This is a genomic window from Nocardia sp. NPDC005746 (genome assembly GCF_040630785.1).
GTDB lineage: Bacteria > Actinomycetota > Actinomycetes > Mycobacteriales > Mycobacteriaceae > Nocardia.
In genome coordinates, this window is record NZ_JBEXYE010000002.1 from 543,623 (window position 1) to 558,960 (window position 15,338).

Sequence of the window (15,338 nt, forward strand, 5' to 3'; positions counted from 1 at the left end):
CGCTACTCCAGCGCAGTGGACACGCCGGTCTCGTCGATCGGCGCGTCCACCGGCAGCGGCGTCGTGAGGCCCACGATCGCCCCGACCGACGCCCCCAACGCCGCGCCCAGCAAGGCTGCGGGCCCGGCGACGAGAGCCACACCGACGGCCGCCCCGACCAGCGGTCCGACCACCAAACCGGTGGGCAGGAACGGGATCCCGGCCACGAATCCGAGCCCGGCGCCGACCAGTCCGGTGGCGATCGCCAGCGGCGCGGACACGCCCGCCCCGATCCCCGCGCCGATGGCCGCGCCGACACCGGCGTCGACCACGGTGACGCCGCACCGCTGCGCATCGACCGGAATGGACGCGCACAGCGAGTCCACCGCTTGTGGATCCACACCAGGCAGCGGGTCGGCCGCATCGATGGAAGGTAGTTGGCCGTTCAATAGCCAATCCGGTGGCGCCGGTAGCGCGGCGGGCGGGGGCGCATAGTCCTCCGGCGCCGCCGAGGCGACTCCGGTGCCGAGCAGCACAGCGAACGGCAAAGCACCCGCAATCAACAGTGGCCTCGACCGGATCCACCAATCGGCTTCCAGCATTCCGCACCTCCTGAGCGAAAAACTGCTCTACATCGAGCAATTGCCTGATGCCCTAGAGATCTTAAGCGGAGCACGTGGCGAAATAAGGACGAAACTCCAATATCAATTCATGGTCGGCAAATCCACCGTCACACCCCGTATTCCACGCCCTCCCCTACCTCCCGCGAGTCGCCGGCCACCCGCCCGAAGGCCCGTGCCGACAATTAGCCGCCCCCGCCCGATCCAGCAGCGCGGGCGGCGAATTCGACTGTCCACCAGCCGATGTGGCGTCAGGTATCTGCCACTATGGATATATGTCGCAATACAGAGAAGCCGTGGAATCGGCGGACGGCACCCGCATCGTCTTTCACTCCCGAGGTGACGGCCCGGCCCTGGTTATCGTCCCCGGCGCGCTGGTCACCCTCGACCTCTATTTCCAGCTCGCAGAATTACTGGCCCCGGACTACCGGGTCCTCGTGGTCGAACGGCGAGAATACGGCGAGAGCGGAAACGGCCCCCGGCCCGCCGAATTCACCGAACAGGCCGCCGACCTGGCGGCGGTGCTCGCGACCCTGGACGACCCCGCCTTCGTCTTCGGGCATTCCGCGGGCGGCCTGGTCGCCCTGCACGCACTCCACCGGGATCAGTCGATAGTCCGACGCCTCGCGCTGTACGAGCCCCCGGTGACCCTCGCCGGTTCCCCGCTGACATCGACCCTCGAAACGATCCGCCAGCACATGGCCGCCGCGCGCCCCGCGGACGCGATCATCGAATTCTTCACCGCCATTGTCGAACCCACCCCGCCCCGCGCGGCCTTGCAGCCCCTCGCCGACGGCCTGGCCTTCCGAGCCTCCGGCCTGGTGGCCGACCTCGAATGCCTGACCGCCATGAACTCCGACATCACCCCGTGGTCCGGCATCGACGTCCCCACCCTCCTGCTCGCGGGCGAGCTCACCGACCCTTACGGCACCGCGAGCGTCGAACGTCTCCGGGCGACGCTGCCCGACGCGCGCACCATCACCCTGCCGGGGCAGTTCCACCACCCCCACGACGCCGCCGCGGTGGCCGCGGCACTGCGGGATTTCTTCGTCTGAGCAGACGTGTTGACACCGCTTACATTCGATCCTAGCCTGATGTTAACACCGCATACATTAGAGCGAGGAATCGGGAAACATGCCAACGACCTCTCAGAACACAGTCAAGGTCTCCCTCGACGGCCGCGTCGTCACCGTCCCCGAAGGCGGCCTGTACGACACGTACCGCATGCGGCCCGACCTCGACGCCATCGCTGCGGATCCACGGGTGAGCAGCGTGGACTTCTTCCGCCGGATGCCCAAGACCGAGGTCGGCTCCCGCATCGGCAAGACGTTCACCCCGAACTTCTACTACCGCATCTCGACCGCCCGGCTGGTGATGCTCGCCCGCACCCGCACCATCCGCGGCCGGCTCCCCCGCGAGCTCGCACCGCTCGAGGTCGTGCCCGGCATCGGGATCGTCTCACTGATGCTGTTCCGCTACGACGTGTGCGATATCGACTTCTACACCGAGGCGGCGGTCGGCATCGCGGTCCGCCCGGCACGGCACGGACGCCTCGGCACCGTGGACCTGCTCGCCGGACTCACCGACGATCATCTCCACTCGTACGTGCTGTCGCTCCCGGTCAGCAGCGAGATCGCCCAGGTACGCGGCCACGACGGCTACGGATTCCCCAAGTGGGTCACCGACATCGACATCGACATCCGGGCCGACCGGACCACCGCCCGGGTGGCGAACGACGACGGCGGCACCGATATCGCGCTGTCGGTGCCGACACCCACGCAGACCACCACACGCACCGGCGCACAGGTCTCGTCGCTCACCTCCTACACCCGGATCGACGGGGCGTGGCACTCGACGCTGAGCCAGACCAACACTCTGACGGCCGGAAGCTCCCTGCTGCCGCGGTATCGACCTCGAACTCGGGACCGGCCGCATGGCAGCGGACCTGCGCTCGCTCGCACCGTTCCGGACCATCCGGCTCGATATCATGACCGAAGGCCAACTCGCCCTCCACATGCCGGTCCCGACCTCGGTCCCCACCCTCGGAGCAGCGTCATGACCATCGAGTACGCCTCGCGCACCCCCGCAGCCGGTGGCGACGGCCACCGGCCCCCCGCCGCGGCGTCGACCGCCGGGCTCATCTCCCGACTGGCCACCCGGGTCACCGCAGCGCCCGGCGCGACCGCGGTCACCAAGACGATTCCGTACACGGGCGCCCCCTTGACCGATCTGCCGGTGTCGACGAGCACCGATGTCGACGCCGCGTTCGCCCGCGCGCAGGCCGCGCAGAAGCGTTGGGCAGCAACGTCTTTCCGTGACCGCAAGGCGATCATGCTGCGCTTCCACGATCTACTGCTCGATCGTCAGCACGAAGTGCTGGATCTGATGCAGGCCGAGAGCGGCAAGACTCGGCGCGACGCCTTCCTCGAAGTCGTCGACGTCGCGATCGTCGCCCGCTACTACGCGCGGCGCGCCGCGGGGCTGCTCGCCCCCACCCGCCGCCGCGGCGCGATCCCGCTGCTGACCCACACCACCGAACTGCGCCACCCCAAAGGCGTTGTCGCCGTGATCTCCCCGTGGAACTACCCGCTCAGCATGGCGGCGAGCGATGCGATCCCGGCGCTGCTGGCGGGCAACGCGGTGGTCCAGAAACCCGACACCCAGACCGCGCTCACCGCGCTGTGGGCGCTGGACCTGATGCGCGAGGCCGGTCTGCCCGACGACGTGTGGCAGATGGTGGTCGGGCGGGGCAGCGATATCGGCGACGCACTGATGGACAACGCCGACTACATCATGTTCACCGGCTCGACGGCCAGCGGCCGCCGCATCGCGCGCGACGCCGGTGAGCGGCTCATCGGAGCCTCCCTGGAACTGGGCGGCAAGAACGCCATGCTGGTCCTCGACGACGCCGATATCGATCGGGCCGCCGCCGGCGCGGTCGATGCCTGCTTCCCGTCGGCGGGTCAGCTCTGCGTCTCGATCGAGCGTCTCTACGTCGCCGAATCGATCCGAACGGAATTCGTCGCGGCCTTCGTCGCCCGCACACGCGCGCTGAGCACCGGCGCGGCATACGACTTCAGCCGCGATGTCGGGTCGCTCACGACGGTCTCCCAACTGGAGACCGTCACCGCGCACGTCGACGACGCGGTGACCAAGGGCGCAACCGTGCTGGCGGGCGGACGGGCGCGACCCGATCTGGGTCCGCTGTTCTTCGAGCCGACCATCCTCACCGATGTCACGCCCGAGATGACGCTCTGCACGCACGAGACCTTCGGCCCGGTCGTGTCGATCTACGCGTTCGACAGTCTCGACGATGCGGTCGAGCGGGCCAACGCCACTCCCTACGGTCTCAATGCCGGCGTGTGGACTCGCGATGGCGCAAAGGGCCGGGCCGTCGCGGCCCGCCTGCACGCGGGGACTGTCAACGTCAATGATGCGTTCGCCGCCGCCTGGGGCAGCATCGACGCTCCGATGGGCGGGGTGGGCGACTCCGGGCTCGGGCGCCGCCACAGGGCGGAGGGCATTCTCAAATACACCGAAGCACAAACCGTCGCCCACCAGCGCGTCATGGGATTCACCCCGCCCGCCGCCGTGCCGTACCGGGCGTGGGCGGGCATTCTCACCACGTGGCTGAGGGTGATGAAGCGCTTCGGCGTCCGGTGAATCGACCGCCCACCCGTCTCAGTCCCGGAACTCGCAGACCACTACCGGAATCTCGCGGGCGGTCCGCTTCTGATAGCTCGCATAGCCCTGGTACGCCGAGGTGATCTGCGGCCAGAGGACCGCCCGCTCCTCAGCGCCGGCGGTGTGCACGCGCACTTTTCGCCGTCGCCCGTAGATCACGACCTCGGCGTCGGGGCTGGCTTGCAGGTTGCGGTACCAGTCGGGGTTTCGGTCGTCACCGCCTTTCGAGGCGACCAGGACGATTCGGTTCGGATCGTGCATCGGGGCCGTCAGATAGCACGACCGCGGTTGCCCCGATTTCCTTCCGATCGTGTGCAATTCGACCACCGGCATTCCGAACGGATTGGCCAGCAGCTTGTTTCCGCTGACGGCGAGGACGATCCGGTGTGCGAAGTTCATCAGCTTGGCTCCGCGGTCTGCCACCGTGTTCTTGTTCATAGCGCACCCCTTGTATCGAGTTAGCGGCGCTAACATTACCAAAGGTGTGAGCAGCGTCAACATTCATTGTCGCCGGTCGGCGACCCCGACCGCGTGGGTACGTCAGTCGGCGCGAGGCGTGTTCGCGACCTGGCTCGACGCGCCGAGCACCGCGAAGACCGCGGCGCGAACACGTTCGGCGACAGCCGCGTCGGAGACCGCCTCGAACTTGCCGTCCAGGTGCAGGAACGCCAAGCCGTGGACCAGCGCCCACACCGCGGTGGCCATGGCCTCCGGATCCGACGCCGGAAACGCCTGCCGCACAATGTTCTCGACGTACTCGTGGATCGCCTCGGTGGCCGCCACCCGCTCCGGACTCGTCGGATCACACGGATCGGCGAACATCACCCGGAACAACCCCGGCCGGTCCAAGGCGAACCGCACGTACGCGATGGCGATCAGGGCCAGATCCTCGGGGGTGACCGGCGCGGGATGGACGGCGGCCAAACGGCTTGTCAGATCGCGGTATCCGACGGCGGCGACCGCGGACAGCAGGGCTTCGCGGTCCGCGAAATGGCGGTAGGGCGCCGCGGTCGACACACCGGCACGTCGGGCCACGGCACGCAAGGACAGGTCGGCGGCGCCGTTCTCCTCCAGCAGTTCGACCGCCGCGCGCAACAGCGCCGAGGGCAGGTCGCCGTGATGATACGGCTGAGTGGTCGACGACGTCACGCGATCGAATCTATCAAGCGGCGACGCCACGCCGGACCGCCCACCGGCCGATCTTCCGCTGGAAGACCGCCCTAACGCGGCCCCGCCCGCCACCGATAGCGGGGTGTGGCCGCCGACCGTCGCGCCCGGTTCGCGGCCCCACCCGGTGCTGGTTCCGGATCGCCGCCGCGTCTACGATCCACCCATCGACCGGGGGACGACGATGCGTAGGAGGGGCATTGCGCACTGATCTGACTCTGCTGCACCAGTTTGTGCTCTCCCAGCTGACCTCCATGGGACTGGACCGCACGCGGCTGATCCAGGAATCCGGTGTGCCGGAGTGGACATTGGCCGGCGGTGGCGTCCACGTTCCCAGCGAAACCTTCTGGCGACTGTGGGAGACCGGGGCGAGGATGCTCGACGATCCGGACGTGGCGTTGCGTGTCGCGAGCCGGTACCAGCTCCGGGCAACGGGGCTCTACGACTATTTGTTCACCAGCGCACCGACGTTGGGCGCCGGATTGGCGACCTGCGGTCCCTATGTCAGCGCCGTCACCACCAATCACAATTTCGACCTCGTCGACGACGATCGCGGACCGACGCTGCGCCTGGACATGGTCGACGGGGCCGACGCGACCCGTGACCACACCCAGCTGTGGGGTTTGGCCGCCGTGCTGACCCGGGCCCGCCGCGTCGTCGACGCCCCCTTGGACCCGGTGCGAGTCACCGTGCGCCGCAACGCACCTCGGCGGCTCGATGCTTACAAGGATGTATTCGGCGACGCCACAATCGAATTCGGCGCGGACACCGACGCGATGACCTTCCGCCCGTCCGACCTGGCCCTGCCGCTCACCACCGCCGACCCGGTCCTCGCCGCCGTCCTGCAACCCCTGGCGGACGCGCTCCCACCGCCCCCGCCGCTGATCTCCGCGTGGCCCGAACGGGTCGCCGTGGCGGCCGCCGCCGCCCTCGACGAGGGAGACGCGTCCTTGGAACGGGTCGCACGGCGACTCACCACCAGCCCGCGCACCCTCCAACGCCGGCTCGCCGAAGCCGGGACGACATGGCGACGTGAGCTGGACCGGGCGCGCTCGGCCCGCCTCGGCGCGGCGCAGGCGACCGGACCGCTGAGCCGCGGCAAACAGGCACAACTCCTCGGGTACGCCGACGAATCCTCCATGCGCCGGGCCGCGCTGCGCTGGGCGGTCGCCAACAGTACGCACCGCCGCCCATCCTCCACCGAATAGCTGCATGTCTGCCTGTCATCGGCGATAGGCTGAACAGCGTCGAAAGGTGAGTCGATCATGGCCCGTGTTCGCAGCCATACCGTGAAGATTGCGCGGCCGATGATCGACGACGCTACGAACCGCACCGCCCGCGACGTGAGCATGACGGTAGCGGAGGAATTGCGTGAGCTCGGCTTCGAGAACGCCGAAGAGATCGGTCGCGGCGATTTCGGTGTGGTCTACCGCTGCCGGCAAGCGGGATTGGATCGCACTGTCACGGTGAAGGTCATGACCGGGGACCTGGACGAGGAGAGCCAGGCGCGGTTCGTGTCGGAGCAGCAGGCTCTGGGCCGGCTGACCGGGCACCCCAATCTCGTCACCGTGCTGGCGGCCGGTGTCATCAGCGGCGGGCGGCCTTATCTCGCCCAGCCGTATCACCCCGTGGACTCGCTGGACGCGCGGATCCGGCAGCGGGGTCCGCTTCCGGTCGATGACGTGCTGAAGCTCGGAGCCGGAATCGCCCGGGCACTCGAAAGCGCGCACCGACTCGGCATCGTGCACGGCGATGTGCGGCCCGGCACTATTCTGTTCCCCGAATACGGTGAGCCCGCCCTGACCGACTTCGGAATCGCGCCCGTTCCCGGCGGCTCCGAGACTTCCGCCGAGGGACGCGCTCCGGCTCTCGCCGCCGATATCCACGGGCTCGGCGCCACCTTGTTCTGGGCGCTGACCGGGCATGCGGCCTCGGAGCCGCAGGCACCGGACCTGCGCGATCGCGGCTTCCCCGCCGAGGTGTGCACCGTGGTGGACGCGGCGATGCACCGGGATCCCGAACAACGGCCCTCCGCGGCGGAGCTCGGCGCGACCATCCGGCAGATACAGCAACGCGGTGCCGCGGCGCGAACCACACGACACCACCGCACTCTGCTGCCCGAGTTGACCAGCTTCATCAACAGGCGCGCCGAGTTGACCGCACTCAAGCACCAGCTCACCGTGTCGAGGCTGGTGACACTGGCCGGGATGGGCGGCGTCGGCAAGACCCGGCTGGCGCTGCGGGCGGCCTCGGCCGCTCAACGCGATTTCGCCGACGGGGTCTGGGCGATCGACCTGGCCGATGTGCGCGACCCATCGCTGGTGGCTCCCATCGTCGCGGCCGCTCTGGGTGTGCGGGCCGATTCGGTCCGGCCGGTCCACGACACGCTCGTCGAGTATCTGCGATCCCGGGAGACCCTGCTGGTCGTCGACAACTGCGAGCAGGTCGCCAAGCCGATGGCCAACCTGGCCGAGACATTGTTGTCGGCGTGCCCGGACTTGCGGATGCTGGTCACCAGCCGCGAACCGCTGGACATCGGCGGCGAAGCGGTGCAGCGACTACTGCCGTTGAGCGTCCCCGCCGCCGACCGCGAACCGACGCTGCGACAGCTACGCAAGTACGACGCCGTGACACTGTTCGCCGACCGCGCGGGCACGGTCGTGCCCGGCTTCGAGGTGACCGAGGAGAACAAGGCCGCGGTGGCCGGGATCTGCGCCCGATTGGACGGTCTGCCCCTGGCGATCGAACTCGCGGCGGCTCGAATGCGCACGATGTCGCCGGACCAGATTCTGCAACGGCTCACCGACCGGTTCGCCCTGCTCACCCGGGGCCACCGCACCGCGCCGACACGGCAGCAGGCCCTGCGGTGGTGCATCGACTGGAGCTATGAGCTGTGCACCCCGGCCGAGCAGCGGCTGTGGGCCCGTTTGTCGGTGTTCACCGGTGGTTTCGAACTCGAAGCCGTCGAGTCGGTATGCGGCGCCGAGGCCGAGGCGGCGGAGCTGCTAGACGTGCTGTCCTCACTGGTGGACAAATCGGTGGTGATCAGGGAGGAACCGGAGGGCGCGGTCCGCTTCCGGATGCTCGACACCGTCCGGGAATACGGGCAGGACAAGCTGCGGGAGGCCGGTGCGGACGAGGAATTCCGGCGCCGGCACCGCGACTGGTACCGACAGCTGGTGCTCGACGCCGAGGACGACTGGATCAGCGACCGGCAATGCGACTGGATGGCCCGGCTCGACCGCGAGCAGGGCAACATCCGTGCGGCGCTCGAATTCTGCATGTCCGACCCGACCGAGCAGTCGGCCGAAGCGGGGCTGCGCATCAGCGCCGCGTCCCTCACGTTCTGGAGCTTCCGCGGCCTGTTCGGTGAAGGCCGCCGCTGGCTCGAGCGCGCCCTGGCCCATCCGTGCGCACATTCGACGACCGACCAGGTCCGGGCGCTGCACGCCAGCATATTCATGGCCACACGGCAATGGGACCTCGAGACGGCGGCCGCCCTGCTCGAGCACGGGCGGGTGCTCGCCGAGCGCGATCCCACACCCCTGAATCAAGCCTTGATCGCCTACGCGGAGGGAGATCTGGCGCTCTATCGCGACGAGCCCCCGCGCGCGGTGTCGTGTATCAATCGAGCCATCGAGGTGCTGAGCTCCGACCCGCGCGGATGCCTGCACGTCTCCGCACTGCTGTTGCTCGGTGTGGCGTACGCGCAGCAGGGCGACGCCGCGCGCGCCGCCGAGTGCCATCAGCGGATCCTCTCCATCACCGAGGAGTGCGGCGAGTCGCTGTTCCGGTCGACCGCCCTGGGAATGACCGCGATCGCGGCCTACCGCCAGGGTGAGCGCTCCCGCGCACAGGAGCTGCTGCGGGAATCGCTGCGGCTCAACCGGCGCGTGCGCAGCCTGCTCGTCGCGGCGCTCGATCTCGAAGTGCTGGCCTGGATCGCCGCCGGCGCCGACGATCAGCGAGCTGCCGTGCTGATGGGCGCGGCGGCGAACATGATGCGGACCGCCCCCGGCGTGGCGATCTACTTCCCCCAGATGGTCGAAGCCCACCTCGAGTGCGAGCGGGTGGTGCGTGGTGCGCTCGGCACCGCGCGCTTCGACACGATATGGCGACGCGGGCGCGCGATGCGCGTCAACGCGGCGGTCGCCTACGCCCTGAACGAAGAGCGCCCCGACGATACGCCACGCGCCGGCGCGACGACTCTGACCAAACGGGAACGCCAGGTGGCGGGCCTCGTCGCCGAGGGGCTCACCAACAAGCAGATCGCGGCCCAGCTGGTGATCGCACAGCGCACCGTGGACGCGCACGTCGAGCACATTCTGGCCAAGCTCGGGTTCAACTCTCGCGCCCAGATCGCGGCGTGGATCGTGGACGCGACCCAAAAATAGGTATACCCAGTGGCCATTCCACCGTCGTGCGAGCCGTCCGGACCGACGATGCTGAAAACCGAAATCCACCAGCACCGGTCCACGGAGGTTCGGTTCCATGTCCCTACCGATTGCCCAGCACACAGCGGGTGTCAGCGACGACGAAGACATGTTCGCGATCCGGCGATGCGCGGCCTGCGACAAGCTGTTCGGGCCGATGATCGGCGCCTGTTCGGCGTGCGCGTCCGATGATCTCGAGTGGGTGCCCTCGTCGGGGTCCGGTTCGATCGTGTCGTCGCGGAGGGTGCACCGCTCGGGTGATCCGCATGGGATGTCGACGCCGTTGACCATCGCCATCGTCGAGCTCGACGAGGGCCCGTGGGTTTATACCTCTCTCGAAGGTGACGTTCCGCTGGTCTCCATCGGGCCGGTCCGGGTGCGCTTCCAGCAGAGTCGCCGCGAGGACGGATTTCCGGTCGTCACCGTCGCCGACCGCCCGACCCAGTTGCTTCGATGACCGCTCTGCTGCCGCTCGCCTACGGCTACGTGCGCGACGATCTGTTGAGCAACCGCGACCCGAGTTTCAGCGACAAGCTGCTGCGAGCCGCCGCGCGATCACTCGGGTACGCGCTCGGCACGGTGTTCCACGAGCCGGGACCGCAGGGCGCGACCCTGCCCCCGGTGTTCGTCGACCTCGTCCACGAATGCCGGCGGGCCCGAGCCTGCACCGTGCTGACGCTCCCCGGACACCTGTCGGGCACGTCCGTGTGCCGCAAGGTCCTGCTCGCGATCCTCGAGGCTCGAGCCGAGGCCGCGGTACAGGAGATCCGCCCATGAGCCTCGTCTCCGCGCCGCTGACGCCGGTGGCGATGCTGTTCATCCTCGGGTATCGGATCCTTCAGATCGCCGAAGCGACCTACTACCGGTGGGGTACCCGACGCCGCTGCTCATCCGCCGGTGCCGCGCGGGTGTAAGCCGGCGGCTCGGTAGACATCGTCGATCAGTTCCATGGTGACGACGGAGTCCTCGGGCGGTGTGAGATTGGTGTCGGCGCCTGATACCGCGCTCGCGAAGGCGCGCAGCTGGCGGACGTAGGTGGGTTCACCCGGGATCCGCTCGCGGCGGGTGACACCGTCGACGGTGACCGTCACTCGGTGGAAGGCCTGCGGCAGTACGTGATTGAGGACCTTCATGGTTCCGCGCTCACCCTCGACCCGCAGCCCGATCCGCAACAGCGAACGCGACCACCTCGACGCGTTGATCCGGCCCACCATACCGGACGGGAAACGGAAGTCGGCGGTCATGGCCCGATCCACGCCTGGACCACGCAGCAGGGCCCGCGCGGCCGTCACCTCCGGGCGGTCGGGATCGAACAGTCGCATGCTGTGGATCGCGTAGCAGCCCGCGTCCATGGTGGCCCCGCCCGCGAGGTCCAGCCGGTAGCGGCGAGAATACCGGGCATCACGGCACACCGCTCGGCGGGCGGACGATACGCCCGGTCAGAACCCGAGACCGGCGTGGATTCGATCGAGCAGTTCGCCGGTCCGGAACGGCTTGGGCAGATACCCTGACGCGCCCGCGCTGATCGCGAGGCCCACGAGGTCGGGATCGGTTTCGGTGGTCACGATCAGGATCGGCACCGACGAGGTCGCCCGCAGCCGCAGGCAGAACTCGGGTCCGGAAAGGTCCGGCAACATCAGATCAGTCAGCACCAGATCCGGCTTCCAGCCGGCGACGGCGGTGAGCGCCTGTGCGGCCGTCGACGTGTGCACGGCGTCGAACCCGGCCGCGGCCAGGACCAGCAGAGTCATCTCGGCGGTCGCGGGATGTTGCTCGACGATCAGCACCCGGGCCGCCGGCCGCATCTCATCCCGCACATCGATCGGCGGACGGCTGGCTCGCGTTGTGGAGAGTTGATGGAGGTTCATGGACCTATCCCTTGCTGACCGGAATCCCCTACCGGGTGTGACCCGCCCCACTGTCCGGACGGAACTCGACGCTAAGCCGAACAGCAACTTTTCAGCAATAGCTGCGTGCTCTAGACCGTCCGATTCATCACGATCGTCACGTTCCCGTGATCTGGCGGACGCGAGCCGGTCGCCACCGTGACCATATCGCGATCAAACAGCCACTTGGAGTTCATCGACGCGGCGTGAAGAACGACGCCCGGGAGCCGACCGGGGACATCCACTGGTTCGACGACGCCTGCCGAAGCGCACTCTGGAACATGCGAGCAACACCGCTGCTACAGGAAACGAGGAACAGGCCATGACAACCACAGGGGTTCCCGCACTGAAGCTCGAGGCGGTCGTCATCCCGGTCGCCGACGTGGACCGGTCGAAGAAGTTCTACGACGGTGTGGGCTGGCGTCTCGACGCCGACTTCGAATTCGACAACGGCTTCCGGGTCGTGCAGTTCACGCCCCCGGGCTCGCCGACGTCGATCCAATTCGGCACCAGCATCACCACCGCGAAGGCGGGCTCGGCGGAAGGCATCTACCTGGTGGTGTCCGATGTCCAGCAGGCACGCGACGCGCTCGCGGCCCAGGGCGCCGACATCAGCGAGGTCTTCCACCCCGGCGCGCCCGGAGCCCAGTTCCAGCCCCTGTCGGGCGACGGACGCGTGGCGGGAGCCGCCGACGAGCGCGCGAGCTACGGATCGTTCGCGACCTTCCGGGACCCCGACGGCAACACCTTCCTGCTGCAAGAGGTCACCGCCCGGATCCCGGGCCGCGTCGAAACCACCGAGACGTCCTACGCCACCACGAGCGACCTGGTCGACGCGCTCGTGCGCGCGGCGACCGCCCACGGCGAGCACGAGGCCCGCAACGGCGGGCGGTACGACACCGAGTGGCCCACGTGGTACGCGGCCTACATGGTCGCCGAAGCCCACGGCGATCAGCTACCCGAGTAAAGGAGAACAGACCCATGACCACCATCCATATGCACGCGAACGCACATGTGACGCCCGAACAGTTCGTCGCGGCCCTCACCGACTTCGGCCCGGACCGTTCGGAACTGTTCGGCAACAGCGCCGGGTCGTACCTCGCGGTGCACGCTCAGGATGCTCATCACGCGGACGTCACCGAAGGATCCACCGGAATCTGGGAGCGGCTCGAATACGACTGGACCAACCCGGACCACGTCGTATTGACCACCACCGATTCCAACGCGTGGGGTCACCACTCCGGGCACACCTACGATCTGACCCCGCGCCCCGACGGCACCACCGATATCGACTACGTCGTGGTACGCGAGGGCAAGAATGCGCGCGGCTGGTTCCTCGGCGCGGTGCTCGCCACCGTCGGCAGGGGCGTGCTGACCAAGGCGTTCAAGAACTCCGTGACCGCGATCGAGGCTCGAACCGGGACCAGCACGTAGATGAGGCCCGATCTCGACGAATTCCTCTCGGGCACAGCCGAATAGCAGCACTGTGACGCGACGGCGGTGGCCTGGCGAGCGGAATGGCCGCACAGACCACCGCTCGTCGTGGTCCGACGGAGGAAGATCCTCGGCAAGCCCGGGATCAGCTCTCGACGTGAATTACGTACCGTCACCATGAATTGCGCACCGTGACCAGATAGAGAGCAAACAGCCATGTGGATTTCATCGCGGTTCCGGAACGGCACTCGACCACGACGCGCGACCATGAAGTATGGCAGCGAATGATGAAGATCAGCAGATCAAGGAACTCGTTCGTCGACTCACCACCAAGTTTCCGGCCGTCGGCGCCGGGACGGTCGCCGATATCGTCCACGACGCCCACCGCAGCTTCGACGGACGTCCCGTCCGCGACTTCATCCCGCTGCTCGTCGAGCGGATGGCCGCCCGCAGGTTGACCACCGCCGCACAGTGATCGATGCCGTCGACGGTGTCGGGCCGATCGATGGCGCAGGCGATCCCGCGGGCGATACCCTCGGGCCGCAGGCCGATACGAACGCCGGCCTGCTTGATCGCCACGCGCACATCGGGTTTCGTGGCCGCCCCGGCGGACCGGTCGCGTCGGCCCTCAGCCCGCCGGCTGCGTCTGCCGGATGCCTCGCCAGCCGAGTGGAAGTTGGACGCGCTCCGCGCGGATATCGCTGATGAGGTGGGCGTAGCCGTCGCGAACTTCGCCGAGGTGTACCCAGGCCGAGTGTCGAAGGTCTTCGCAGTCACTGTGCAGCACCGTCCACCACGCTTCGGCGTAGGTCTTGGCCACGTGACTGATCACCTCGCCGAAGGTGTGGGTGTGGCGACGGGCGCAACGGCTGTGGCGTACCGCGGACGCGGCCCAAGAATTGATCTTGTCGATGACCTTCGCGATATCGGCACACAGAGCCGCCTCGGTGGCCTCCGGCGCGTTCCGCCGCGGATTCAGCACCGCGGCGATCAACGCGGCGTGCAGATCGCCGAGTTCTCTCGCCCACGTGACCAGTGGGAACGGTTCGGCGAGCCGCCCGGCGATCGCGGCCAAGAGTTGCTCCGGCGACAACAGCGATTCGGAATCCGTCGCCGGATCCTCGTATGCCGCTACGCCCGCATTCATGCGCGCCCGCCCGTGAGGCTATCGAACGAGCCGGTCATGCGATGCATTCGAGGGCTCGTCGCTCATCGACGGTTTCGGTGAGATAAGCGTGCTGATACATGGGCGGTAGGTCAACTTTTCGAGATGAATGGTTGATGATAGAGAACGCGCCGCTGCGACTCGGGGCATTATGCTAATACTGACTGCGCACTCAGTCAACGACAGTTCGCGCGGTCGATCGGTTCTCAGGGGCGTCGGAGAATACGGACGAAGAGGGGCGGGATCGATGAATGGACGTGCGGCGGGACCCGGCAAGTCGGGCGCGATTCTCGATACCTTCACGCGCCATGTCGCTGAAAAAGGCTACGACGGAACGAGTTTCAGCGATGTAGCCCGCGAGCTCGGTATCTCCCAGGGCTTGATCGTGCATCACTACGGCACCAAGGCGCGGCTTCTGGAAGCGCTGCATGTTTCCTATATGCGGCGCCGTGTCGACGAGGCGGAACGAATCGTGTCGACCTTCTCGACACCCCCCGAGCAGCTGGCCGGATTGTTGCACGCGGCCATGCTGTATCAGATACACGACCGGAACCGGACCGTCGCATTCCAGCGCGAGGTCGCCCGGTTCGGCCAGGAAGAAGAGGACTCCGAGGGGCGCAAGCTGCGCAGGTATTACATCGGAATCCTGCGCGGCGTGCTCGAGGCGGGCATCGCGTCCGGCGACTTCCAGCCCGTCGACACCAGCATCCGGAGCTTGCTCATCTTCGGCGCCGCGCAATGGGCATGGACGTGGTTCGAGCCGGGCGGGCGCAATTCCGCCGAACAGGTCGGTGCCGAACTGGTGGATCTCACCCTGGGATCGCTATTGCAGAACAGGGCGTCGCTACCGCGTCTGCGTGATCCCGACGGCGATCTCGTCGCAACGGTGATCAGGATTATCACCGCATAAGAGAGAGCGGCCGCACTCAGCGCTGGGGACGGGGAGGCGGCGATGCCACCCCGCGTCCCT

17 protein-coding genes and 1 pseudogene are annotated in these 15,338 nt (G+C 67.9%); 12 read left to right on the forward strand and 6 right to left on the reverse strand.

Going from position 1 to position 15,338, the window contains the following annotated elements; all coding sequences use genetic code 11:
- Positions 1 to 2: 2 nt before the first annotated feature.
- Positions 3 to 581: a hypothetical protein gene (locus tag ABZ412_RS06375; protein ID WP_357277014.1), complete on the reverse strand. Its 579-nt coding sequence runs from the start codon at positions 579 to 581 to the stop codon at positions 3 to 5.
- 293 nt (positions 582 to 874) lie between these two features.
- Between ABZ412_RS06375 and ABZ412_RS06380 the strand changes: the two genes are divergently transcribed.
- From ABZ412_RS06380 to ABZ412_RS06390, 3 genes and pseudogenes are all read left to right on the forward strand, one after another.
- On the forward strand, positions 875 to 1,654 hold the full coding sequence (locus tag ABZ412_RS06380; RefSeq protein ID WP_357277016.1) for an alpha/beta fold hydrolase: 780 nt from the start codon (positions 875 to 877) through the stop codon (positions 1,652 to 1,654).
- 79 nt (positions 1,655 to 1,733) lie between these two features.
- Positions 1,734 to 2,658 (forward strand): annotated as a pseudogene (locus ABZ412_RS06385) (acetoacetate decarboxylase family protein).
- Positions 2,655 to 4,262: a succinic semialdehyde dehydrogenase gene (locus tag ABZ412_RS06390; RefSeq protein WP_357277018.1), complete on the forward strand. Its 1,608-nt coding sequence runs from the start codon at positions 2,655 to 2,657 to the stop codon at positions 4,260 to 4,262. Before ABZ412_RS06385 ends, ABZ412_RS06390 begins: the two are co-directional and overlap by 4 nt.
- A gap of 18 nt (positions 4,263 to 4,280) precedes the next feature.
- On the opposite strand, the gene ABZ412_RS06395 is transcribed toward ABZ412_RS06390, so the two are convergent.
- Both ABZ412_RS06395 and ABZ412_RS06400 read right to left on the reverse strand, forming a co-directional pair.
- Entirely contained in the window at positions 4,281 to 4,721 is a 441-nt protein-coding gene (locus ABZ412_RS06395) for a nitroreductase family deazaflavin-dependent oxidoreductase (protein WP_357277019.1), read from the reverse strand.
- 102 nt (positions 4,722 to 4,823) lie between these two features.
- Positions 4,824 to 5,432, reverse strand: coding sequence for a TetR/AcrR family transcriptional regulator (locus tag ABZ412_RS06400; protein WP_357277021.1), 609 nt, complete (start codon positions 5,430 to 5,432; stop codon positions 4,824 to 4,826).
- 218 nt (positions 5,433 to 5,650) lie between these two features.
- Here ABZ412_RS06400 and ABZ412_RS06405 point away from each other — a divergent pair, with 218 nt between their 5' ends.
- From ABZ412_RS06405 to ABZ412_RS06425, 5 genes are all read left to right on the forward strand, one after another.
- A complete protein-coding gene (locus ABZ412_RS06405; protein WP_357277023.1) occupies positions 5,651 to 6,658 on the forward strand; it encodes an AraC family transcriptional regulator ligand-binding domain-containing protein in 1,008 nt (335 codons plus the stop codon).
- A 57-nt stretch (positions 6,659 to 6,715) separates the two neighbouring features.
- Complete coding sequence (locus tag ABZ412_RS06410; protein WP_357277025.1) at positions 6,716 to 9,844, forward strand: LuxR C-terminal-related transcriptional regulator; 3,129 nt, start codon at positions 6,716 to 6,718, stop codon at positions 9,842 to 9,844.
- A 97-nt stretch (positions 9,845 to 9,941) separates the two neighbouring features.
- Positions 9,942 to 10,340 (forward strand): OB-fold domain-containing protein, encoded by a 399-nt coding sequence (locus tag ABZ412_RS06415; RefSeq protein ID WP_357277027.1) that lies wholly within the window; start codon positions 9,942 to 9,944, stop codon positions 10,338 to 10,340.
- Complete coding sequence (locus ABZ412_RS06420) at positions 10,337 to 10,660, forward strand: hypothetical protein (RefSeq protein ID WP_357277029.1); 324 nt, start codon at positions 10,337 to 10,339, stop codon at positions 10,658 to 10,660. The genes ABZ412_RS06415 and ABZ412_RS06420 overlap by 4 nt, the downstream gene beginning before the upstream one ends.
- On the forward strand, positions 10,657 to 10,797 hold the full coding sequence (locus tag ABZ412_RS06425) for a hypothetical protein (protein ID WP_357277031.1): 141 nt from the start codon (positions 10,657 to 10,659) through the stop codon (positions 10,795 to 10,797). The genes ABZ412_RS06420 and ABZ412_RS06425 overlap by 4 nt, the downstream gene beginning before the upstream one ends.
- Here the strand turns inward: ABZ412_RS06425 and ABZ412_RS06430 are convergent.
- A complete protein-coding gene (locus tag ABZ412_RS06430; RefSeq protein WP_357277033.1) occupies positions 10,771 to 11,295 on the reverse strand; it encodes a Gfo/Idh/MocA family oxidoreductase in 525 nt (174 codons plus the stop codon). The genes ABZ412_RS06425 and ABZ412_RS06430 overlap by 27 nt on opposite strands.
- Positions 11,296 to 11,322: 27 nt before the next feature.
- Complete coding sequence (locus tag ABZ412_RS06435; protein WP_357277035.1) at positions 11,323 to 11,751, reverse strand: response regulator; 429 nt, start codon at positions 11,749 to 11,751, stop codon at positions 11,323 to 11,325.
- A gap of 340 nt (positions 11,752 to 12,091) precedes the next feature.
- On the opposite strand from ABZ412_RS06435, the gene ABZ412_RS06440 reads away from it, so the two are divergent.
- The 3 genes from ABZ412_RS06440 to ABZ412_RS06450 all read left to right on the forward strand — a co-directional run bounded on the left by ABZ412_RS06440 (position 12,092) and on the right by ABZ412_RS06450 (position 13,678).
- The gene (locus tag ABZ412_RS06440; RefSeq protein WP_357277037.1) at positions 12,092 to 12,736 is read left to right on the forward strand and encodes a VOC family protein; all 645 of its coding nucleotides are present in this window, start codon (positions 12,092 to 12,094) and stop codon (positions 12,734 to 12,736) included.
- Positions 12,737 to 12,750: 14 nt separating this feature from the next.
- Positions 12,751 to 13,203 (forward strand): hypothetical protein, encoded by a 453-nt coding sequence (locus ABZ412_RS06445; protein ID WP_357277039.1) that lies wholly within the window; start codon positions 12,751 to 12,753, stop codon positions 13,201 to 13,203.
- Positions 13,204 to 13,477: 274 nt separating this feature from the next.
- Positions 13,478 to 13,678, forward strand: a complete 201-nt coding sequence (locus ABZ412_RS06450; RefSeq protein ID WP_357277040.1) for a three-helix bundle dimerization domain-containing protein — start codon at positions 13,478 to 13,480, stop codon at positions 13,676 to 13,678.
- Positions 13,679 to 13,831: 153 nt separating this feature from the next.
- Here ABZ412_RS06450 and ABZ412_RS06455 read toward each other — a convergent pair whose 3' ends face one another.
- Positions 13,832 to 14,350: a hypothetical protein gene (locus ABZ412_RS06455; protein WP_357277042.1), complete on the reverse strand. Its 519-nt coding sequence runs from the start codon at positions 14,348 to 14,350 to the stop codon at positions 13,832 to 13,834.
- A 265-nt stretch (positions 14,351 to 14,615) separates the two neighbouring features.
- Here ABZ412_RS06455 and ABZ412_RS06460 point away from each other — a divergent pair, with 265 nt between their 5' ends.
- Positions 14,616 to 15,278 carry a TetR/AcrR family transcriptional regulator gene (locus ABZ412_RS06460; protein ID WP_357277044.1) on the forward strand — a complete coding sequence of 221 codons (663 nt, stop codon included), beginning with the start codon at positions 14,616 to 14,618 and terminating at the stop codon, positions 15,276 to 15,278.
- Positions 15,279 to 15,338 lie beyond the last annotated feature (60 nt).

What these genes read in the sequence shown, in the direction of transcription:
- ABZ412_RS06375 (WP_357277014.1), bottom strand. Translation starts at nt 581, where the DNA reads ATGCTGGAAGCCGATTGGTGGATCCGGTCGAGGCCACTGTTGATTGCG.
- ABZ412_RS06380 (WP_357277016.1), top strand. Translation starts at nt 875, where the DNA reads ATGTCGCAATACAGAGAAGCCGTGGAATCGGCGGACGGCACCCGCATC.
- ABZ412_RS06390 (WP_357277018.1), top strand. Translation starts at nt 2,655, where the DNA reads ATGACCATCGAGTACGCCTCGCGCACCCCCGCAGCCGGTGGCGACGGC.
- ABZ412_RS06395 (WP_357277019.1), bottom strand. Translation starts at nt 4,721, where the DNA reads ATGAACAAGAACACGGTGGCAGACCGCGGAGCCAAGCTGATGAACTTC.
- ABZ412_RS06410 (WP_357277025.1), top strand. Translation starts at nt 6,716, where the DNA reads ATGGCCCGTGTTCGCAGCCATACCGTGAAGATTGCGCGGCCGATGATC.
- ABZ412_RS06415 (WP_357277027.1), top strand. Translation starts at nt 9,942, where the DNA reads ATGTCCCTACCGATTGCCCAGCACACAGCGGGTGTCAGCGACGACGAA.
- ABZ412_RS06420 (WP_357277029.1), top strand. Translation starts at nt 10,337, where the DNA reads ATGACCGCTCTGCTGCCGCTCGCCTACGGCTACGTGCGCGACGATCTG.
- ABZ412_RS06425 (WP_357277031.1), top strand. Translation starts at nt 10,657, where the DNA reads ATGAGCCTCGTCTCCGCGCCGCTGACGCCGGTGGCGATGCTGTTCATC.
- ABZ412_RS06435 (WP_357277035.1), bottom strand. Translation starts at nt 11,751, where the DNA reads ATGAACCTCCATCAACTCTCCACAACGCGAGCCAGCCGTCCGCCGATC.
- ABZ412_RS06440 (WP_357277037.1), top strand. Translation starts at nt 12,092, where the DNA reads ATGACAACCACAGGGGTTCCCGCACTGAAGCTCGAGGCGGTCGTCATC.
- ABZ412_RS06445 (WP_357277039.1), top strand. Translation starts at nt 12,751, where the DNA reads ATGACCACCATCCATATGCACGCGAACGCACATGTGACGCCCGAACAG.
- ABZ412_RS06450 (WP_357277040.1), top strand. Translation starts at nt 13,478, where the DNA reads ATGGCAGCGAATGATGAAGATCAGCAGATCAAGGAACTCGTTCGTCGA.
- ABZ412_RS06455 (WP_357277042.1), bottom strand. Translation starts at nt 14,350, where the DNA reads ATGAATGCGGGCGTAGCGGCATACGAGGATCCGGCGACGGATTCCGAA.
- ABZ412_RS06460 (WP_357277044.1), top strand. Translation starts at nt 14,616, where the DNA reads ATGAATGGACGTGCGGCGGGACCCGGCAAGTCGGGCGCGATTCTCGAT.